Consider the following 22,054-nt stretch of genomic DNA (forward strand, 5'->3'; position numbering starts at 1 on the left):
CCCTTATCGCCCCGACTGCGCCGACGTGACCACCCATGCGCGGCGTCCATCGCTGATCCACTCGATGTCGCCGTCCACTCGTTCGTGGTACAGGCGCGCGCCGCCAATAGCGCGTTCGTGGTAGGTCTGCTGCGGTGCGTGCCGCGTCTGATAGCCGTCGCTGTAGACAATGACCGCAGGATGCAGCGACTCGACCAGCAGTGCGTGTGGGTCGTGCTGCCAGGGATAGACGAGCAGCGCAGCGCGGTCAGGCGCCTGGCGCTCGATCATGTCGGACGTGGCGCTATGCGCAAAGACCACGCTCGTCGCGCCATAATCAAGGCGCAGCAGCGCTCCCTGATCGGTGCAATCCAGCGTGTGCAGTGTCACGCCATCGATTGCCAGACGTTGCCCGGCGCGCAGCCTATGCACCGGTGTGGCATTGTGCGTCAGCGTCCGGCGCCAGGCGTCGAACGTGGCGTTTGGCACGGTGTTTGGCGGCGCCAGCGCCCGTTGTGCCCGGTAGCGTTCCAGCGCCGCCACCTGCCCCGGAAGGCGTTGTCCGTCTGGTGAGGTCACAACTACCAGTGCCAGTTCACGCTGCCAGAACGGGAGGCGCCTTCCCAGCGCCGCCACCAGCGCGTCCGGATCGGCGCCGCCATCGATCAGCAGATACCTGCCGTCAGGCGTCTGCACCAGCGCAGCATCTCCTGTCAGCGCCGGAAGAAACACGTGCAGGCGCCCATCGGGTCGCTGCATCCAGGCGAGTCCCAGCAGCGCAGCAATGATCAACCCAACGCGAGGAGCAAAACGGCGAAGAAAACCTGAGTCCGATGATGGTGCAGCCATCGCCGCCTCCGATGCTGCGCAGGTCGCGCGGCTGCCTGCCGGATACGATTATACCCGTGAAACCTTACTGTGGCAACGACGTATATGGGGGTGTACAACGCCGTAACGCTGTGCTAGAATGAACGGGCGACACGCCTGCATTCACCTGGACGGCAAAGGCGCGCCGGTCGGTAATGGAAGAGAACGATTGCAAGGAGGCTGGAGACATGTCGATCTTCGTCCGCATCCGCGATATTCTGAGCGCCAATATCAACGCCCTGCTCGACAATGCGGAAGACCCTGAGAAAATGGCGAATGAGTATCTGCGCCAGTTGCACAACCAGGAGTACGAGGTCAAGACCAATGTCGCCGCTGCGATGGCGGACCTGGCGCGGCTCAATCGTATGGAAGCGCAGTATCTGGCTGAGGTTGAAAGTTGGGACCGCAAGGCCGAGGCGGCGTTGCGAGCTGGCGATGAGTCGTTGGCGAAGGCTGCCCTGGCGCGCAAGGTGCAGGCGCAGAAACTGTACGAGCAGTACCGCGACCAGTCTGACGCGCAGGAGCAGCAGGTCGAGCAACTGGAGCAGGCGCTGGTGCAGTTGCAAACGCGCGTCGCCGAAGTGCAGGCGAAGCGTGATCTGATTATCGCCAAGAAGAACCGCGCCCAGACGCAGGAAGCAATCCAGCGCACGGTGCGCCAGGCCACCCGTATCTCGGCGATGGACAAACTGGATCAACTCGAAAGTCGTGTTGATGATCGCCTTGACCAGGCTGAAGCGATGGCGAAGCTCGAAGGTGATACACTGGAGAACAAGTTCCGCAACCTGGAGCGTGATACTGCGGTCGATGCCGAGTTCGAGGAATTGAAGCGCCGGCTGGGACAGGGTTGATTGGTATCTGAATGGGTCCAATCGTTGTGGGGCGAGGCGTCGGTTGGCGAACCGATGCCTCGCCCCTTTTTGCAGGTGCGGCGGGCGTGTCGGGCTGAGGGGCGGTGACGAGGTGTACAGGGGTGAATTCTCGGTGTGCTTCTAAGATCACCCAAAACCTGGACAATCCAGGACGCGGCGCGGCTGACGTTGGCTCCGACAGGCTCAGCCAACGTCAGCCACAAGACGGTCAACACGGGCTATTGTGCAACATCTGGTTGATCGCCCTATAAGCACGCTGCGACTGCCTGGCATCGGAAGGCGCAGGCAAGGGGAAGCGAAGCCTGCCTGCGCGGGCGAGACGCCGACTCGCACTAACACGCGCCTGTCAGAAAACCTCCCCCTGAAAGGACGGCGCGGGCAGGTCCGAGACCTGCCCGTATAGCGGCTGCGGTGCTGCGCCCCTCCAATCGCTCACAGTCGTAGCGGCGACCACAGGGGGCAGGTCGCAGACCTGTCTCCTACGCCTGTATTTCTGCCACCGGCAGGTACAACCGCGTGACGTACTCCTTGACCATGCGGCGGGTGCTGAATACCGGCGCAATGGTGGCAATCGATTCTTTTGCAATTGCCAGCCACCGGTGCGGGATACCGTCAGGTCCCCGGTCGTAATACGTCGGAATGACTTCCTGCTCCAAAATACGGTAGAGATGCTGCGAGTCGTGCCAGTCCTGCTCGTCCTGATTGCTGTACTCACGCTCTTCGCCGATTGCCCAGCCGTTCTTGCCGTTGTACGCCTCGGGCCACCAACCGTCGAGGATGCTGACATTGACGACGCCATTCAGCCCCGCCTTCTGCCCGCTGGTGCCGCTTGCCTCATATGGGCGCCGCGGCGTGTTGAGCCAGACATCCACCCCCTGAACCAGCGCACGCGCCAGGGCCATATCATATTCCTCAACGAACAGAATGCGCCCAAGAAATCCAGGTTGCTGCGACATCTGATAAACCTGCTGGATGAACTGTTTCCCCGGATCGTCTGCCGGATGCGCTTTGCCCGCAAAAATAATCTGCACGGGCCGGTCGCTGCGATTGAGCAACGCCTTGAGACGCTCCGGCTCGCGAAACAGCAGCGTGGCGCGCTTGTAGGTGGCAAACCGGCGGGCAAAGCCAATCGTGAGAATCTTCTCGTCGAGCACGGGCCAGACCTGCGGTGGTGATCCCAACCGCAGATGACGCTGGCGAACACGTTCACGCGCCAGCATGACAAGATCGCGTTTCAACGCCTGTCGCGTCTCCCATAACTGATCGTCGGGAATGTCTCGCACCTTCTCCCAGCGGGCGACATTGTCGAGGTCCGCTTCCCAATCGGGGCCAAGCGCCGCATCGTACAGGCGGCGCATCGCAGGCGCCAGCCACGTGCTGCTGTGGATGCCGTTCGTGATCGAGGTGATCGGCACCTCATCCTGCGCTGTGCCTGGATAGAGCCAGTGCCACATGCCGCGCGCCACATGACCGTGCAGTTTACTTACGCCATTGTGCACATGCGATCCCTTCAGCGCCAGCACGGTCATGGCGAACGTTGGTCCCCACTGCTGATGTTGCAGCGCAATAGCGAAGAATTGCTCGCGCGTCAGTCCGAGTTGGGTCCAGAACGACCCAAAGTACTTCTCTATGAGGTGGAGCGGGAAGGCATCATTGCCCGCCGGCACCGGTGTGTGCGTGGTGAAGACCGACTGTGCGCGCACTTCGCGCCATGCCTCATCGAACGGCATGCCCTGCGCGACCTGCTCGCGCACCAGTTCGAGCACCAGGAACGCCGAGTGCCCTTCATTCATGTGCCAGACGTTCGGGTGAATACCAAGTTGACGCAGTGCGCGTACCCCGCCAATGCCCAGAACAATTTCCTGCGCAATGCGCATTTCCTGGTCGCCGCCGTACAGACGCGCCGACAGTTCGCGGTCTTGCGGACTGTTCGGATGAATGTCCGTGTCCATCAGGAACAGCGACACCCGCCCAACCTGGATGCGGTACACCTTGGCATAGATCGCGCGACCGGGCAGATCGACCTCGACGACCACCTCGCGCCCGTCGGCAGTCAGCGCCTGCGTTGCCGCAATATCGGCGAAATTCAATTTAGAATAGATCGCCTCCTGCCAACCGCTCGGATCCAACCGCTGCCGGAAGTATCCTTGTGGGTAGATAAATCCAACGGCAACGAACGGCAACCCCAGATCACTCGCCTCTTTTACGTGATCGCCTGCCAGAACGCCAAGACCGCCTGAATAGATCGGCAATGACTCGTGAAGACCAAACTCCGCCGAGAAATAGGCGATCATCACATCGTTGCCGTTGCCATTGCCGAAGGTGCGGCGGTACCAGGTGTCCTCAGCCGCCATGTACCGGTCGAACGCCGCCATCACCTGGTCGTACTTCGCCAGATACGCCGGATCGGCGGCGGCGGCTTCGAGTTTGCGCTGGCGCACATCGCGCAGGAAATCGACCGGATTGTGATGATCCTCCTCCCACAGGTCAGCGTCGATGTGGCGATAGAGATCCTGCGCTTCGGGATGCCAACTCCACCACAGGTTGTACGCCAGATCGCGGAGACGGGCGATCCGCTCAGGAATCGGTGTAAAGAGTAAATCGGCGCTTCTGATACTCAAGGACGCCTCCTTGACCCCATCAGCCATCGCCGTTGACAATCATCGTCATGGAGATGGATCAGAATACACGCGGAGAACAGCGCGACGACGCGCTGCTCGTACTATACACGTTTCTGTGCAAGGACGCAAGTTAACCGGCTTTCGATTGTTTACGCAATTGTGCGCTCCATACGACGTTGCACAGCATAGTAGACGGCGATGAAATTGTAGATCATGTGGAACAAATAGGTGAATGGCAGGAGTGTGAAGAGCGCCAGACCCAGCAGCGCGTGGACGTATACGATGCCATGCACCAGATTGAGCCGCGCGAACAGTTCTGTCCAGATGATACAGAAAATAATGCTGCGCACCAGGAGCCGATCCCATGGGAGACGCCCCGGTGTGCGGATGCCGCGCGCTGCCTGATCGATGTCTGCCACCACCGCGCCGCTCCGCTTTCGCAGCAGGGTGACCATGAGGTGGAGATTCCCCACAACTGCAAATCCGACAGCGATCCAGGTGATGCCCACGAAATAGGGTGCGAAATCGCCAAAGAGAAAGTGTGACTGGAGCGACTCACCGTTGCCGAAGATGAGCGCCAGCAGGTTGGCAGGCGTGTAGTTGAAACTTTCTTCCATGTGCAATGCCACATCCGGCACCGGTTTGCCGAAGATGATGTGCGCAAAGACGATCAGCGCCGAAATGGTATAGCCGGTGACCTCGGTGATAATGGCGATATGGTAGTAGAGATAGCCGCGTCCCCAGGTCGGGTTGGCACGCTTGTAGAAATGTTTGATCGGACCGAACAGCACCGCATGCAGCGCCTCGAAGAACCCCAGGCGGCGTGGCGCATGCTCGAAGGTCGGTGATACGCCGCGAAAACGCCGCCGTGTCGCAAGCGCCCATGCGAACCGTCCCAGCCGTACTCCGACGCCGATCAGAAAAACGGTGATTGCGATCGGTGCTATGATATTCAGCACATTGATGATGATCATGGTGCGCCTCCTTTTGCGGAACTTTCATGTGCGCAGCCTGCAACGATGCAGGGTGTTCCGGCGATTCACGACTGCACCTGCGACTGATCCGCCACGGCTCGCGTGTGCAACGCTGGCATAGTCAACATCGTCATGTCGCGCAACGCGTGCAGATGGTCGTACACCTGCGGATGGTCTTTGGCGAAACGTTGGACAATCTCATCACGCTCCAGCCAGTCGAGCAGCGCCGGGAACTCCGGCGTCTGCATGAGCGCGGCCATCCGCCCTTCGATACTGTGTTCCAGGAAGAAGCCAGGATCACGGTTCTTCAATTCCGCCGGAACGAACATGCGATCCAGTTCGCCGCGCTTTGCCAGCGCCGGTTCCATGGCTTCATAGACGACTTCGAACAACACCAGCGCCATCCGTTCTCCAGGTTGCGCCAGTCCGTAGGTACGGCAGGTGTCTTCCAGCGACAGGGTGCAGACAACGCATGGCGAGGTGACATACTCGGCGCCGGTTGCGCGGATCTGGTTTGCTTTCAGCACCGAAATCTTGCGTCGCAGGTCGGTGTTTTCCGGCAAACGCATGCCGCCGGCGCCGCCGTTGCAGCAGTAGTTGTGCTCACGATTAGGGGTCATTTCAACAAAATTGTCGGTCACGAGGTACAGCAGATCGCGGAACACGTCTCCCAACCCGGAGAGGCGCGTGGCGTAGCACGGATCGTGCAGCGTGACTTTCAGGTCGGTCTTTTCGACCGGCAACCGCCCTTCCCGGATCAGGTCGAGCATCAGCGTATCGACGCTCACAATCGGATAGCGGAAGGGACGTCCCAGGGTTTCCGACGCCTCGGCGTAGAGCGTGCGCGCGTCGCAGCCGCATTCGACCAGCAGTATCTTCTTGACGCCGAGCCGATCCGCTTCCTGTTCCCACTCTTCCAGCATTTGCTTTGAGAGATTGTGGTGAACCGCGATGTGGTCGATCTCGGTGCCGGTGTCGATCACATACGGCGAGATGGTGTAACTGACCCCGGCAGCATTGAGGATTTTGATCAGTTTGATGCCGTAATCAGGGATTTTGGTGTTGCCAGCCGCCGGACAGACGAAGAGCATTTCGGCGCCGTGCACATCGACCGGCACTTCGATCCCTTCGCTGCGCAGGAACAAACCAACCCGTCCGATGACCTGCGGGATGGTCAATCCGAAACTGTGGCGGTAACGCTCGGTGTTTTCGACGATGGATTTGATGGTCGGGTTGGCGTAGCTCAACCCGGAGTCGGCGTAAGCGGCGCGCGCGAGGCGCACAATACGGCGTGTGCTGATGCCTGCCGGGCAGGCGAGCGTGCAGCGTCCGCACGCGGTGCATGCCCAGAAGTAGCGCATGTTCTCCTTCAGGTCGTCCACCGTTGGCGTGGGAACCAATCCGAGTGCTCCGCCGATCTGCCCTTCGAGCGTCATGTAGCGCTGATAGACCTGGCGTATCAGCCCGGTTTTGTGGGTGGGATGCAGTTTTTCGTCGCCGGTGACCAGATACCACGCGCAGGCTTCACCGCACATCTTACAGTCCATACACGCTTCAAGATTGACCACGTCCTCGGCAGTCATGTTCTTGCGCAGCGAGTCGACAAAGACGCGCATTTCCGCTTCCATATGAGTGCCCTCCCTCACGTATCATGTGGATAACGATGAATGAACCGGGAATGTGGACCAGAATGATAGACAATGCTTCAGTTGCGTGCAGTGGCGGTATCAGGCACGATGGCTTCGATGGTTGCACCGGTGACAGGTCGCGAGCGACGAATAGTGAGCCTCACGTTCCGCGTCACAGTGCAGCGTTCACGCATGAACACACATAGTGCAGCAACACGGTGGATACCGGTCGGGCTGCCGGTACGCTCCCTCTCACGTATCCGTGGTGGAGGGCATCGGACGGGGCGCGGTTGCCGCATCGGAAATGATCACGCGATCACAGCAGAACGTCGCTGCAATCTTCTCGTCATCGATATAGACTGGTCTCATAATCGAGATGTGCAGAGAAGGGGTGATCGTTGTGGTTGAGAGTGTAGCAGAAGTCGGTGAGATGATGCGTGAAAAGATTGCTACAGAAAATTGTGGTTTGAGGGAGTTTAAACTTTTTGAGCATCCCGCTTATTGCCGGCGACGCCTGCGGTGCAGGTGGCGCATCGAGCGGCGCGGACGGTAGCCAAGGGCGCGCAGGCGGGCAGCAATGGTCTGAATAGAGGGAAGGTCGTCGGGGTTGTACCCCTTCTGCTCGATCAGGGCGCGGCGCACCTCTTCGATGCTCATGCATGGCGCGCTGGCGTCGCTGCGACATTCGGCGTGTTGGCGACGCCAGGCTTCCACCAGATCGCGAATGTCATCCAGCAGATTGGGCAGGCGCGCTTCGACCGGCTTGCGCCCTCGCAGATGGGTGGCGTCAAGACAGGTCAGACCACTCTCCAGTTCGCGCATGCCTTTGCGGATAGTGGCGCGATTCCAGCCGAGTTCACGCTCGGCAAGACGCTGCCCGCCAGGACCCAACGCTCTGACCGTGCGCGCCATGAAGATCCGGCGCTCACTGCCTTTCAGCGATTGGGCGGTCTGGATTAACTCGGTTTTGATCTCATCGTTGAGGTCCATGGTTCGTGGGAGGGTTCGAGGTTCGCATTCAACCTCCGCTGTCCATCACCGCCGCGTGGCAGAAATATGCTGCGCGCTGCGTTATCAGCCGCTTCGTGCCGGTCAAGCGAACCGATGTACATAATGGCAGGTGCGCCGAAGAGTTGCCAACCATAATGTGCACCTCAACCGGCTCAACGACGAGGTGCATGGTCGTATCATAATACGCGAGCAGTTCGACAGGCAAGGTAAAGATCACGCGCTTTCGTTCGCCCGGTTGGAGATGCACACGCTTGAAGCCGCGCAGTTCTTTGACCGGTCGCGTGACGCTGGCGCCTTCGGTGCGTGTGTAGAGTTGCACCACCTCATCGCCGCTGCGCTCTCCTGTGTTGATCACGTCCACCGATGCCTGCACTTCGCCATCGGTCGTCACGTCAGGCGTGACCGTCAGGTTTTCGAATGCGAACTGCGTGTAGCTCAGCCCAAAGCCGAACGGAAAGAGCGGTTGATTGCTCTCATCCATGTACGGTCCATAGAAGAACGATCGCGCTCCAGAGGGGCGATGAGCGTAGAACAGCGGAACCTGTCCCACGTGACGCGGAAAGGTGATGGGTAACTTGCCGCCGGGATTGACGTCGCCAAAGAGCGCCTCTGCCAATGCCGGCGCTCCCTCCGCTCCTGGCAGCCAGGCTTCGACGACCGCAGGGGTCGCGTCGACAAGATGCGGAATCGCATAGGGGCGTCCGGTCACCAGCACCAGCACCACCGGCGTTCCCGTTGCCAGGATCGCTGCAACCAACTGTTGCTGCACACCGGGGAGGGTCAGGTGGGCACTGTCGCGGAATTCGCCCGACGTGCACTCTGGCGTCAGACCGGCCTTATCGCCGACGACCACGATGGCAACCTCCGCTTTGCGCGCCGCCTCGATTGCTTCGGCAAAACCGTCGGTCGATGGCGAATTGACATCACATCCCCTGGCGTAGAGGACCTGCGTTGTCGGTGACACGGTGCGACGAATCGCTTCAACGATGGAGAGCATCGAAGAATCGTTCTCGATGAGCCGGATCGAATCCGGCAGCGGATGCTCAGAGAAACCCAGTTGACTCAGCGTGATCAGCGTCTCGATATGCGCTGGATAAGAATAGTCGCCCAGCAGGTTGCGCTTGCTGTCGGCGTTGGGACCGATGACGGCGATAGCGCTCAGGGTTTTGGGCAGCGGCAACCGATTGCCCTCGTTCTTGAGCAGCACAATCGACTTGCGCGCGATCTCGCGCGCCAGTTCACGCTGTGCTGGCGTGTCGAACACCGCAGGAACGGCGTCGGGATCCACGTAGGGGTTCTCGAACAGCCCAAAAGCGAACTTCAAGGTCAGAATACGGCGCACCGAACGATCCACCCACTCCATCGGAATCTCACCCGCAGCAAGGGCGTCGAGCAGCGGTTGACCGTAAGCCTCGACGTTTGGCAATTCAATATCCATTCCCGCTTCGAGCGCCAGTCGCGCGGCATGCGCCTTGTCACGCGCCAGTTTGTGATAGTTGCGCAACTGATCGATGGCCATATAGTCGGAAACGACCAACCCTTCAAATCCCCATTCATCGCGCAGAATGCCGGTCAGCAACCAGTGTGCGCCGCTGCACGGCTCGCCGTCGATTTCGTGGTAGGCGGGCATGATCGACGCCAACCGCGCGGCGCGTACTGCCGTCTCGAACGGCGCCAGATAGACTTCGCGCAATTCGCGCGTCGTGATATGCGCCGGCGCCCAGTTGAGTCCGCCTTCCGACGCGCTGTACCCTACGAAATGTTTGCCCGTCGCCATCACGCCCTCGGACCAGTCGGCGCCTTGTAGCCCGCGAATGTAGGCGGCGCCCATGACTGATGTCAGGTACGGGTCCTCGCCAAATGTCTCCTCGGTGCGTCCCCAGCGTGGATCGCGGGCGATGTCGAGCACCGGCGCCAGCCCATGATGCACGCCGACGGCGCGCATCTGCTGGCGAATAACGCGAGTCATTGCTTCGACCAGTTCCGGCTCCCAGGCGCTGGCAATGCCGATAATCTGCGGGAAATTAGTAGCGCCGTTGGCAAGGAAACCACTACAGCACTCATCATGGATCAGCGCCGGGATGCCAAGCCGTGTCTCCTCGACCAGAAACTTCTGGATCTGATTCGCCAGTCTGGCTGTCTCGACCGGTCCCAGGCTGCTGCCGCCCGCGAGTCGCGTTACCTGTCCTAGGCCGTGCGCCATGCGCTCCTGCGCCCATTGCCGGTTCAACCCGCGATCATCGGCAATCTCATAAATCCAGCGGCTACTCAGTTGGGCGACTTTCTCCTCGACGGTCATCCGACCAAGCAGATCTTCGACACGCTGTTCGATGGGGAGACCGGCGTGTTGATACGGATACGTGGTAGTTGTGTCAGGCATGATCAATATCACCTTGTGATGCAATCAGAACTTCGTCGTTGCGGGGTGCTTCTGCGTACAGATGACAGGCGACCTGCGCGCCATCGATCTCGAACAGTGGCGGCGTCACCCGACGACAGACATCCATCGCATGGGGACAGCGACCGGCGAAACGGCATCCCTGACGCAAATACTCTTCCTGCTCGACATCGGAAAGGCGAATCACGCCCTGCCAGCGCCGTTGGGGATCCGCCTCCGGGATCGATGCGCGCAACAATTGCGTGTAAGGATGCTTTGGCGCCATCAACACCTGCTCGACCGTCCCTATTTCGACGATCTTGCCGCGAAACATAATGGCGATACGATCACACACATAGTATGCCGTCGCCAGATCGTGCGTAATGTAGAGGACGCTCACGCCAAATTCGTCGCGTAGTCGCTTGAAGAGGTTGACAATCGACATCCGCAGCGAGGCATCGACCATCGAAACCGGCTCATCAGCAATGATCAGTTTCGGGTCGGTCAGCAATGCGCGCGCAATCGAGATGCGCTGCAACTGACCGCCTGAGAATTCGCTGGGATATTTTCCCGCCAGATCGTCGTAGGTGAGGCCCACCAACCGCAGTTTGGCATCGATCCGCTCAATTGCCCCCTGCCTGCTCGTTGCCAGGCGGTAATTCTGGATCGTCTCGAAAAAGTAGCGTTCGACGGTGCGCAGCGGGTTGAAGGTCGCAAAGGGGTCCTGGAAAATCGCCTGGATGCCCTCGGTGAACCAGACCTTTTCGTTCTTGCCTTCGCGTCTGCCATTGTGAATAATCGCCCCAGATGTGGCGCGTTCAAACCCCATGATAATCCGCGCCGTTGTGGACTTGCCGCAACCGCTCTCGCCCGCCAGCGCGAAAATCTCTGCCGGTTTGATGAAGAACGAAACATCATCGACCGCCGTGATTTTCACCCGCGAGATAACGCTGCCGAGCGTAAATATTTTGGTCAGATTCTCAACTTCAAGCAGCTTTTCCATAACTCCCCTCTTCGACCAACCAACAGGCAACCCTGTGATCCGGCGCAACCGGTGTGAATCCCGGCATCTCGCGCTTGCAGATCTCCATCGCGTGAGGACAGCGGGGATGGAACGGACAGCCGGAGGGCGGATTGGCGAGTGAAGGCGGACTTCCCGGTACGCTCTCACGCGGCGTTTTGTCGCCAAACCTGGGCAATGAACTGATCAGATACTGTGTGTATGGATGGGTCGGCACGCTGAACATGCGTTCGGTTGGCGCTTCCTCGACGATCCTCCCGGCATACATGATGCCGATGCGGTCGGCAATATTGGCATGCACCCCCATATCGTGCGTTACCAGCACAATGGTATTTTTCAGCCTGGACTGCACATCCCTGAGCAATTGCACGACCCCGCGCTGCACGACAACATCGAGCGCCGTGGTTGGTTCATCGCCGATAATGATACGCGGCTTGAGCAACGTCGCAAGCGCAATCGTCACACGCTGCCGCATACCGCCCGACAGTTGATGCGGGTAGGCATCGAGGATTTTCGGCGGCAATCCCAACTCGATCAGATGGTCTCTGGCGAGGATGAAGGCGTCGCTCTTCTGGTGAACGTCCAGATGACTTTCAATGAAGTCGCGGTACGTATCGCGAATGCGCGCGACCGGGTTGAGCACGCTCATCGACCCCTGTGGCACATACGCGATATACGTCATGCGCAGCCTGCGTTTCTCTTCCTGAGAAAGCGCCGCGACATCGATCTCGGCGCCATTGACGCGATAGCAAACCTTTCCGCCCATGATGCGCAATGGCGGCTCGACGGCAGCCGCAAGCGCCTTGAGCAACGTGGATTTACCGCAGCCGCTCTCGCCGGCGATGCCGTAGATCTCATTCTCCCGGATCGCCAGATCAACATCGTGGACCGCCTTGATGATTTTGGTTTTACCATAGATATCGAGCGCATAAAACGCCCGGAGCGCTTCTGCGCGCAGAATGGCATCGCCCATGTGCGTATCAGGCTCCTACGCGCTGCACGCGCGTGCGTGGATCGAGATATTCACTAATGCTGACCGATAGCCAGTAGAGAGCGATGAAGAGCAGCACCGACAGCAAGATCGGCGTCGTCACCCACCACCAGCGGCCCAACAGGATCGCCTGATAGTTGATAGCCCAGTAGAGCATCGTCCCCAACGTCGGGATGGACATATCGAGCAACCCCAGGATTGCCAGTGTGATCTCCAGCCCGATTGCCCATGCCATATTGTTGATCAGGGTTGAGAAGATCAGGGGTGTGGTGTACGGCATGTACTCATTGATCACCAGTTTGAGCGTTCCCGTGCCGGAAAGGATGGCGGTTTGCGTGAAATCACGCTCACGCAGGCTCAACATCTGAGAACGGATGAGACGTGCATCCCATGCCCAGCCAAAGAATGCCAGCAATAACCCCAGCGTCGCCAGGTTCAGGCTTGCGCGGATCAGCATCGCCATCATCACAATGATCAGGAAGAGGGGAATAACCAGGAGACTGTCGCTCACAAACATGAGCGTCCGGTCCCACATGCCGCCCCGATACCCCGCCACCATCCCGATGGCGACGGCAATAATGCGCGAGACAACGCCGGCGATTACCGCAATGATCAGCGAGTTGCGCACGGCGAAGGTCGCGTTCCAGAACACATCCTGACCATTGGAGTCGGTGCCCAGCCAGTGCTCTGCCGAGGGGCGCAGGTCGCGCGGCGCCTGCCCCCAGCGTGTCGGGTCGTATGGCGAGAAGAGCGAAAGCGCCGCAAAAGCGATCAGCAGACACAGCACCCAGAAGGCGATGGCAAAGCGATAATCTCTGAGAAGATCGCGAAAGAGTTTCACCGGTCAGCGCCTCCTACCTATACCGGATCCGCGGGTCGAAGAACGGGTAGATCAGATCGACAATGAGAACACTGGTCGTGATAGCGACAATCGAGAAGATGGTGATACCCATGATCAGATTGTAATCGCCGTTGACGATGGCATTGTAAAGCAGGGTGCCCAATCCGGGATACGAATACACGATCTCGGTAATCAACGCCCCGCTGAAGATCAACCCCAGTGATAGCCCCAGCCCCGTGATCTGCGGCAACAGGGCGTTACGGATGACATAGCGCGAGACGATCCGGTGCTCTCGAACGCCGCTAAGTTTGGCGTAAGCGACGAAACTTTCCGCGTTGATGTTCTGCACCACCAGTTTCATCGTCTGAAACCAGACGGCGGCGCTCAGAATGAAGATCGAGAGCGCCGGCAGCACCGAATGCCAGAGTACGCTCTGGACGAAGGTCCATGTCCAGGATGGCCGCATCCCCAGCCTGGCGCCGCCTGAAACCGGGAACCAGCGCAGGAGATAGGCAAAGAGCAGCAGCAGCGCAAAAGCGAAGATGTAGTAGGGCAAGGGACGCACCACCATCGCAACCGTATCGAGCGCGCGCGACCAGCGCCGGTTCGCGTAATAGCCGGCGAATCCGCCGATCAGATTGCCAAGCGCCCACGACAAGAGGGTGGTTGTGAGCAACAACCCTGTGGTCCATGGCAAGGCTGTCATGATCAGGTCGAGCACCGGCGTTGGAAACTGAAAGAACGAAACTCCGAGATCGCCGCGGAAAAGCCGACCCCAGAACGCCAGATACTGGTCGAACAGCGTTCCTTCCAGCCCATACATCTGCTGCAAGTCGGCGATGATCTTATCCATTGCTCCTGGTTCGAGGTACGAGCCGCGTGCGCGCATCTCGGCGATCGTGCGCAGCACCGGATCATTCGGCAGCAGGCGCGGGATGAAAAAGACCGCCGTGATCCCCAGGAAAATGACCAGCACATACTGTATCAGGCGCGGGATCAGATACTGTTTCAGAAACATGGCGTCGATCCCCTTGTCTCACCCACCTCCCAGGCGACGCGGCCCTCACACCCTTCTCTCTCCCAGGGCAGCGCGGCCCCGACACTGTTCCGTTGCACGTTCAACGCTCGACGTTGAACGTGCAACCTCAACCTTCCTGCTTACCGCGTCCCGGTTGGCTGAAGGAACGGCGTCATATATTTGAACGGACCCCAGTGCGTATACGGTTGCGTGTAGGGATTCTCAGCGCCGGGCCAGTTGGTCCAGTAGGTCTGATCCCATGCAATGAACCCGACATAGCCATAGGTCGGAATGCCGGGCATTTCACGCACGGCAATCTTCAAGCCTTCGATGCCGACATCAACGACCGCCTGATAATTGGTGGGATCGGTCTGGCGCAATTTCTCGATCGTCGCATCCATCTCCGGACTCGACCAGCGCGACGGGTGACCGCTGGTATTCTCGCCGACCGGTTTCACATACGCCGAGTTGTAGTAGTCGAGCACACGGTAGAGGTCTGGTCCGGCGCCCCAGGGTTCCTGCGCGGGCCAGTTGCTGGAAACGTCGAAATCGCCGGTTGCATTCAGGCTTGCTGCCGCTTCCGAGGAATACACCTCGGCGTCGATGCCGAATCTCTTCCACTGCTGCACAGCGGCGACGCAGTTGCGTTCACCCATGCCGGTCGCCAGTTGCGTGCCGGTCAGGCAGCGAATCTTCCAGGGCGTGCCGTCCGGCAAGAGCCATTTGCCGTCGGACGTCTTGGTGAAGCCGTTCTTGACCAGCAGCTTTTCGGCGACATCGGGCGCATACTTGTACCAGCCATAGCCAAACAGTTTTGCCTGCTCGGCGGGATCGTCGGGCACAGCGTAGCCGCGCGAGCGAGCATACTCGGCGATGCGCTGCGAGGCGTTTCGGTCGAAGGGCTTGAAGGTTTCGCCATTGCCGAGATCGAGGGTGAACTCTTCCAGCCAGGGCAGCATCGGTTGGATGAAGTCTTTGGGATAGTTCGACAGCGACGGAATGTGAACCGGGCTGAGCGCGCCGGTGCCATCGACGGCAATGCCCATGTATTCGGCAATATCAATTGCCAGCAGCAGCGCCCATCGCACATCGCGGTTGTCATACGGCGCCCTGGCGGTGTTGAACGTGATGCCGGTCTGCGCCGGATCATTGTTGACGACGTAGGGCCAGTTCAACTGATAGGCGCGGCAGGAGTCGCACTGGGTCAGCACGGCCTTAAGCCCGTCGGACGACACGTTGACAACATCGACCTGATGGGTTAACTGCGCCAGAATCTTAGCGCCTTCGTTGGCGAAGTACCGGAAGATGACATATTTGGGCTTTGGTTCACCGTACATCATGCCGGTCGGACTCTTGTCCCAGTCAGCCCGTTTCTCCCAAATCGTCCAGAACCCGGATGGGTCGAAACTGTGCAGTTTGTACGGACCGGTGCCGATGAAGGGGTTAAACTTAAACGTGACCGGGTCTTCCACCGACTCCCAGATATGCTTGGGCATAATCCAGGTGCAGCCCCAGCGATCCAGGAAGCGGGTGTGGAAGCGCGAGTTCGGCGCGTTCAACTCGAAGGCGACGGTATGATCATCAACGGCGGAGACCGATTTCACATTCTCCACGAAAAAACTGTTGTCGCCGAACCCCTCGTGTTTCATCAGCGTTTCGACGGTGAAGACCACGTCTGCCGCTGTGAACGGCTGTCCGTCGTGCCACGTCACCCCCTTGCGCAGCGGAATCGTGAGGGCGGTAAAATCTGCGTTGTAAACCGGATCGCCCTCTGCCAGACCCGGAATAATCTTGCCGGTGGCGAAATCAACCGACCAGAGCGGCTCGTTCGCCAGGTTCTGCATCCCGCGATCACGCCACTTCCAGCCCACCCAGTTGTTGAAGTCGTCCGGCGAGCCGACCCGCCCGGTGAGAATATCGACGATCAACGTCTCGTGGCGCGGCAGATCGCCAAACTCCGTCAGTGTCGCGTCTGTTCCGCCCGCCGGCGCCGGCGCGGCTGGCGTCGTCGCTGAACCGGCTGGTGTTGCTGCTGGCGCCGCCGGTCCTCCCCCACAGGCGGCGATGATCAGGCTGACCACGAGCAGCAGCCCCGTCAGAAGCAGTCGTGTCCGTCTCACGTCGCACTCCTTTGTGTTTCAAAAATCGAACACCTCTAATCGTCCGATGTGATCGCGCGACACGACTGGCGCACGACCAGGCGCGTCGGCACCTTGTGAATGCGGGTTTCGCCGGGAAGTCCCTGGATGTGTTGGAGCAGGACCTCTGCCGCCAGAGCGCCCATCTTTTCGATGAACTGATCGACGGTGGTGAGCGGAGGATTGAGAAGCGCGCCGGCCGGAGTGTTGTCGAAACCGATCACCGAGAGGTCGTCTGGAATGCGTAGCCCAATTTCTGCGGCTGCATCGTACACGCCAAGCGCGGTATCGTCGCTCGATGCCATGATTGCCGTCGGCGGGCGCGGTTGCGTCAGCAACCGGAGCGCGCCGGCAAACCCGTTTTCGCGGGTGTAGTCTCCTTCGACGATCAGCGCCGGATCGAGTGGAATGCCGGCCTCTGCGAGGGCGCTGCGATAGCCATCAAAACGGCGCACGGCGCTCTGCAAATCCATGCGTCCGGTGATGAACCCGATGCGGCGATGCCCCAATGCCAGCAGGTAACGCATCGCTTCGAGAACGCCTTGTCGGTTGGTGGAAATGACTGCCGGAAACTCGGTGTCCGCTTGATTCGGGTCGACCGCGACGACCGGGAAGGCGGTGCGATAGGTGGCGGATCGCGGCGTCACCACGATGATTCCGTCGGTGACGGCGCCGTTGAGTTGTGCCACCTGGCGCTGTTCCCACTGCGCCAGCGTCTCGGCAGTGCGCCGCGCGCTGGCGTAAGCGAGCAGATCGTAGTCGTGCGCCGCTGCGACCTGGTTGATCCCTTTGATGACCATCGAGATGAAGGGATGCCACATATCCTGCACGATGACGCCGATGACGTGGGTTGCCCGGCTGCGCAGGCTGCGCGCCGCCAGGCTGGAGGCGTAGCCAAGCTCCTCGATCACGCGCCGAACGGCGGCGGCAGTCTCTGGCGCCACATCGTCCTTGCCGTTCAGGACGCGCGAGACCGTCGAGACCGATACGCCTGCGGCGCGCGCAACATCGCGGATTGTGACACCGGTGTGCGTTTCGTGCATGGACGTGTGTGAGGGGATTCAACATCTTCGGTAACGATACCGGCATCCTTACCGGTATCGTTACCGATCCTAGCAAAAAATTGATAAAATGTCAATCTCCGAATTTTATGCCAGGTGCTGAGGGAAACCATCACGTTTCTGGCAGACGCCGCGCTGAGTAAACGAAGCCCCGCTGACGCGGGGTTTAAAGACGGACCGCGCGCAGGCGAGAGGAGACCGGCGCCGCGCGCGGGTCCATCCCTCCGGCCGGGCGCGCCGGTGTGCGTGTCATTGCGCGACCGGCGCCGCCGGGCGAAGCCATCCCCTCACCCCCTGCCCCGCTCCCGCACGCGGGAGAGAGGAGACCGGCGTGTGCGCGTGAGTCCGTCCCACGGTGGGAGTGCCGGTGTTCACTCGGACGAGGGCGCGGCAGCGCCTCTGGTACATTCCGCCGGTGGCGCGGCAGGTGGGGGCGTGCGCGGCGTTCATACCAATGACGCTTGACGATGCCGCATGCGTGTCATTCCGAGCGCAGCGAGGAATCGGCGCGGGACGCGCCCGACCCCGCGCGCGGCGCGGGGTGACCATGCCGGATGGTCACAGGGAATTGGTATGAGAGGCGCGAGGCGCGAGGGACGAGGCGCGAGGCGCGAGGGACGAGGCGCGAGGCGCGAGGGACGAGGCGCGAGGCGCGAGGCGCGAGGCGCGAGGCGCGGGGTGATACCAATGACGCTTGACGATGCCGCATGCGTGTCATTCCGAGCGCAGCGAGGAATCGGCGCGGGACGCGCCCGACCCCGCGCGCGGCGCGGGGTGACCATGCCGGATGGTCACAGGGAATTAGTATGAGAGGCGCGAGGCGAGAGGGACGAGGCGAGAGGGACGAGGCGCGCGGCGCGCGGCGCGCGGCGCGAGGGACGAGGCGCGAGGCGCGGGGTGATACCAATGACGCTTGACGATGCCGCATGCGTGTCATTCCGAGCGCAGCGAGGAATCTAAGTGGGACGCGCCCGACCCCGCGCGCGGCGCGAGGGACGAGGCGCGCGGCGCGAGGGACGAGGCGCGAGGGACGAGGCGCGCGCCGCGCGGCGAGAGGCGCGAGGGACGAGGCGCGAGGGACGAGGCGCGCGGCGCGGGTGATACCAATGACGCTTGACGATGCCGCATGCGTGTCATTCCGAGCGCAGTGAGGAATCGGCGCGGGACGCGCCCGACCCCGCGCGCGGCGCGGGGTGACCATGCCGGATGGTCACAGGGAATTGGTATGAGAGGCGCGAGGCGAGAGGCGCGAGGGACGAGGCGCGAGGGACGAGGCGCGAGGGACGAGGCGAGAGGCGCGAGGGACGAGGCGCGAGGGACGAGGCGCGCGGCGCGGGTGATACCAATGACGCTTGACGATGCCGCATGCGTGTCATTCCGAGCGCAGCGAGGAATCTAAGTGGGACGCGCCCGACCCCGCGCGCGGCGCGGGGTGACCATGCCGGATGGTCACAGGGAATTGGTATGAGAGGCGCAAGGCGAGAGGCGCGAGGGACGAGGCGCGAGGGACGAGGCGCGCGGCGCGAGGGACGAGGCGCGCGGCGCGGGGTGATACCAATGACGCTTGACGATGCCGCATGCGTGTCATTCCGAGCGCAGCGAGGAATCTAAGTGGGACGCGCCCGACCCCGCGCGCGGCGCGGGGTGACCATGCCGGATGGTCACAGGGAATTGGTATGAGAGGCGCGAGGCGAGAGGCGCGAGGGACGAGGCGCGCGGCGCGGGTGATACCAATGACGCTTGACGATGCCGCATGCGTGTCATTCCGAGCGCAGCGAGGAATCTAAGTGGGACGCGCCCGACCCCGCGCGCGGCGCGGGGTGACCATGCCGGATGGTCACAGGGAATTGGTATGAGAGGCGCGCGGCGCGAGGGACGAGGCGCGAGGCGCGAGGGACGAGGCGCGCGCCGCGCGGCGAGAGGCGCGAGGGACGAGGCGCGAGGGACGAGGCGCGCGGCGCGGGTGATACCAATGACGCTTGACGATGCCGCATGCGTGTCATTCCGAGCGCAGCGAGGAATCTGCGCGGGTCGCGCACGACCCCGCGCGCGGCTCGGGGTGACCATGCCGGATGGTCACAGGGAATTGGTACATTCCGCCAGTGACGCGGCAGGTGGGTGGGCGGTCAATATTCTGCCTTCCCCAATTCCGCGACGGCGCTGAGCGATGTCATGCCATCGGGTCCCTGCGCCGTGAGTTCGACACGATCATCGGCAGGCACAGCGATCAATCGGAACGGCGCCAGGTCGAACAATGGCGCCTGGCTGCGGAAACTGAACCCGATGATCGGGCGATTGACGTTGTGACGCACCAGTTCCATGAGCAGCACAGCCGTCAGAGGACCATGGACGACCAGACCGGGATACCCTTCTTCATGTTTTGCGTAGGGCCGGTCGTAGTGGATGCGGTGGGCATTGAAGGTGAGGGCAGAGAAACGGAACAGCAGGCGGGTATCGGGGGTTACCGTGCGCACCCACGCGCCCGGCGGCGGCGGCGGAAGATCGACCGGCACAGGCGCAGGAATGGGTGCGCCCGGCTCGCGGTAGACAATATCCTGCTCTTCTTCGATACAGAGACTGTCGTTCTGGTAGATGGTGTAACCAACGGTTACAAATGCGAGCGGACCGCTGCGTCCCGATTTTTGGGTCACGTTACGAATGATCCCCTCACGCCAGGCAGGTTGACCGATGATGAGCGGTTGGTGGAAGCGGATGCGCGCGCCGGCAAACATACGACGCGGGTAGGGAATGGGGGGAATGAAACCGCCGCGCTGCGGATGACCGTCAATGCCGAGTTGCGACTGCGGGGCGCGTGGCAGGAAGTAGAACCAGTGCCACAATGGTGGCAATGCCGAGTCTTTCGCAGGCAACGGTGGTGGAGGTTCGAGCATCGCCGCCGCCGCTGCCGCCTGCGCCGGACTGATGTCGTCCTCGACGCGCTCTGTTCGACCGATCCAGGCTGCCAGGTCTTCTGCGGTCATCCCTGTCCTCCCCGGTTACCAATTGTAGACTGGTGGTTACCAATATTTTACTCATATGATACACTATTCTCCGTATCTTGCATGCACATCCCCGCATTCGCCACAGATGGTTGCGGCAATTCCTGTACGTGTGCCGATCAATCAGCGCGCATGGACGCAGGTGTTGCTTTTGGGGGTCTGTTTGTATCTCGCATCCTTGATGAATGATGGGAGGCAGAACGATGACAAAAGGGGCGCGTTCGGCAAAAGCGGTAAGTCAGATGGTTGCAACGGAGGGCGCTGGCGCTCCGTCGTCGACATCCGAAGAAGCGCCGGAACATGTGGCGCCCGAGGCGGTCGGTGAAGGCGCCCCCCCGCCAGATGAAGCAGTTGCAGCATCGTCTGAGCAATCGACATCGCCGGCGGTCCGCAGCGGCGTATACGCAATTCCCATGCCGTCGCCGGATCGACCGCCTGTGCATGATCGCCTGCCGCTCAGTGGCATTCGGGTGATTGATGTCGGCAACTTTCTCGCCGGTCCTTACGCTGCTTCGATCCTGGGGGAGTTCGGCGCTGAGGTGCTGAAAGTCGAGCATCCGATTGGCGGCGACCCAATGCGGCGGTTCGGCACCCCCACAGCGCGCCACGACGCAACACTCGCCTGGCTCAGCGAAGCGCGCAATCGCAAATCGGTGACCATCGACCTGCGGCAGAAGGAAGGGGTTGATCTGTTCCTCAAACTGGTGGCAAAGTCGGACATCCTGATCGAAAACTTTCGCCCCGGCACCATGGAGGAGTGGGGGCTGGGATGGCCCGTGCTGCGCGCTGCCAATCCGGGATTGGTGATGCTGCGCGTGTCGGGATATGGGCAGACCGGTCCATACCGCCGGCGGTCCGGTTTTGCGCACATTGCGCATGCGTTTGGCGGCCTCTCGTACCTGGCGGGGTTTCCCGGCGAAACGCCGGTGCTGCCGGGCACTGCGCCGCTCGGTGACTACATCGCAAGCCTGTTCGGCGCTATCGGCATCCTCATTGCCTTGTGGCACAAGGAGAAGACGGGGCAGGGACAGGTGATCGATGTGGCGATCTACGAAGCGGTGTTTCGGGTGCTCGACGAAATCGCGCCCGCCTATGGTCTGTTTGGCAAAATTCGCGAGCGTGAAGGATCGGGAAGCTTCATCGCTGTGCCCCACGGTCACTTCCGCACCAAAGACGATAAGTGGGTCGCTATCGCCTGCACTACCGACAAAATGTTTGAGCGTCTGGCAGAGGCGATGGAGCGACCGGAACTGGCCTCCCCTGAACTGTACGGCGATCAGCGGAAACGACTGGCTGCGCGTGATACGGTCAACCAGATTACCATCGATTGGGTCGGCTCGCTGACGCGCGACGAAGTGATGCGACGCTGCCTGGAAAAGGAGGTTCCGATCGGTCCGCTGAACAGTATTGCCGATATTTTCAACGACGAGCATTTTCAGGCGCGCGGCAATCTGGCATGTGTCGAAGCGGAGGGTATTGGCGGAGTGGTGGTGCCGAATGTCGTGCCGACCCTCTCTGAAACGCCCGGACGCATCACGAATCTGGGTCCGCCGCTCGGCAATCACACGTATGAGGTCTTGCGCGAATTGCTCAACATTTCGGCGGAGGAGATTAAGCATCTGCGGAGTCGAAAGATTATTTAGTGCGAGGTGATCT

Annotated in this window: 15 protein-coding genes; 2 read left to right on the forward strand and 13 right to left on the reverse strand. The window is 60.9% G+C overall.

The window, feature by feature from the left end:
• Nucleotides 1-3: 3 nt before the first annotated feature.
• Nucleotides 4-828: a ComEC/Rec2 family competence protein gene (locus RCAS_RS04585; protein ID WP_012119440.1), complete on the reverse strand. Its 825-nt coding sequence runs from the start codon at nt 826-828 to the stop codon at nt 4-6.
• 206 nt (nt 829-1,034) lie between these two features.
• Here RCAS_RS04585 and RCAS_RS04590 point away from each other — a divergent pair, with 206 nt between their 5' ends.
• Nucleotides 1,035-1,697, forward strand: a complete 663-nt coding sequence (locus RCAS_RS04590; RefSeq protein ID WP_012119441.1) for a PspA/IM30 family protein — start codon at nt 1,035-1,037, stop codon at nt 1,695-1,697.
• 500 nt (nt 1,698-2,197) lie between these two features.
• Here the strand turns inward: RCAS_RS04590 and glgP are convergent, their stop codons facing one another.
• The 12 genes from glgP to RCAS_RS04655 all read right to left on the reverse strand — a co-directional run bounded on the left by glgP (nt 2,198) and on the right by RCAS_RS04655 (nt 20,380).
• A complete protein-coding gene (glgP, locus tag RCAS_RS04595; RefSeq protein WP_232280170.1) occupies nt 2,198-4,339 on the reverse strand; it encodes an alpha-glucan family phosphorylase in 2,142 nt (713 codons plus the stop codon).
• Nucleotides 4,340-4,488: 149 nt separating this feature from the next.
• On the reverse strand, nt 4,489-5,313 hold the full coding sequence (locus RCAS_RS04600; protein ID WP_012119443.1) for a hypothetical protein: 825 nt from the start codon (nt 5,311-5,313) through the stop codon (nt 4,489-4,491).
• 65 nt (nt 5,314-5,378) lie between these two features.
• Nucleotides 5,379-6,941 (reverse strand): (Fe-S)-binding protein, encoded by a 1,563-nt coding sequence (locus RCAS_RS04605; protein WP_012119444.1) that lies wholly within the window; start codon nt 6,939-6,941, stop codon nt 5,379-5,381.
• Between the two features lie 498 nt (nt 6,942-7,439).
• Nucleotides 7,440-7,931: a hypothetical protein gene (locus RCAS_RS04610; protein ID WP_012119445.1), complete on the reverse strand. Its 492-nt coding sequence runs from the start codon at nt 7,929-7,931 to the stop codon at nt 7,440-7,442.
• Nucleotides 7,932-7,959: 28 nt separating this feature from the next.
• Nucleotides 7,960-10,332, reverse strand: coding sequence for a glycoside hydrolase family 3 N-terminal domain-containing protein (locus RCAS_RS04615; RefSeq protein ID WP_012119446.1), 2,373 nt, complete (start codon nt 10,330-10,332; stop codon nt 7,960-7,962).
• The gene (locus tag RCAS_RS04620; RefSeq protein WP_012119447.1) at nt 10,325-11,332 is read right to left on the reverse strand and encodes an ABC transporter ATP-binding protein; all 1,008 of its coding nucleotides are present in this window, start codon (nt 11,330-11,332) and stop codon (nt 10,325-10,327) included. The genes RCAS_RS04615 and RCAS_RS04620 overlap by 8 nt, the downstream gene beginning before the upstream one ends.
• Complete coding sequence (locus RCAS_RS04625; RefSeq protein ID WP_012119448.1) at nt 11,316-12,323, reverse strand: ABC transporter ATP-binding protein; 1,008 nt, start codon at nt 12,321-12,323, stop codon at nt 11,316-11,318. Before RCAS_RS04625 ends, RCAS_RS04620 begins: the two co-directional genes overlap by 17 nt.
• 7 nt (nt 12,324-12,330) lie before the next feature.
• Nucleotides 12,331-13,182 carry an ABC transporter permease gene (locus tag RCAS_RS04630; protein ID WP_012119449.1) on the reverse strand — a complete coding sequence of 284 codons (852 nt, stop codon included), beginning with the start codon at nt 13,180-13,182 and terminating at the stop codon, nt 12,331-12,333.
• 13 nt (nt 13,183-13,195) lie between these two features.
• Nucleotides 13,196-14,200, reverse strand: a complete 1,005-nt coding sequence (locus RCAS_RS04635) for an ABC transporter permease (protein WP_012119450.1) — start codon at nt 14,198-14,200, stop codon at nt 13,196-13,198.
• 140 nt (nt 14,201-14,340) lie between these two features.
• Entirely contained in the window at nt 14,341-16,320 is a 1,980-nt protein-coding gene (locus RCAS_RS04640) for an ABC transporter substrate-binding protein (RefSeq protein ID WP_012119451.1), read from the reverse strand.
• A 35-nt stretch (nt 16,321-16,355) separates the two neighbouring features.
• Nucleotides 16,356-17,381, reverse strand: coding sequence for a LacI family DNA-binding transcriptional regulator (locus tag RCAS_RS04645; protein WP_012119452.1), 1,026 nt, complete (start codon nt 17,379-17,381; stop codon nt 16,356-16,358).
• 2,144 nt (nt 17,382-19,525) lie between these two features.
• A complete protein-coding gene (locus RCAS_RS04655) occupies nt 19,526-20,380 on the reverse strand; it encodes a hypothetical protein (protein ID WP_012119453.1) in 855 nt (284 codons plus the stop codon).
• A 221-nt stretch (nt 20,381-20,601) separates the two neighbouring features.
• On the opposite strand from RCAS_RS04655, the gene RCAS_RS04660 reads away from it, so the two are divergent.
• The gene (locus RCAS_RS04660; protein ID WP_012119454.1) at nt 20,602-22,041 is read left to right on the forward strand and encodes a CaiB/BaiF CoA transferase family protein; all 1,440 of its coding nucleotides are present in this window, start codon (nt 20,602-20,604) and stop codon (nt 22,039-22,041) included.
• Nucleotides 22,042-22,054 lie beyond the last annotated feature (13 nt).

Source organism: Roseiflexus castenholzii DSM 13941 (genome assembly GCF_000017805.1).
GTDB classification, from domain to species: domain Bacteria; phylum Chloroflexota; class Chloroflexia; order Chloroflexales; family Roseiflexaceae; genus Roseiflexus; species Roseiflexus castenholzii.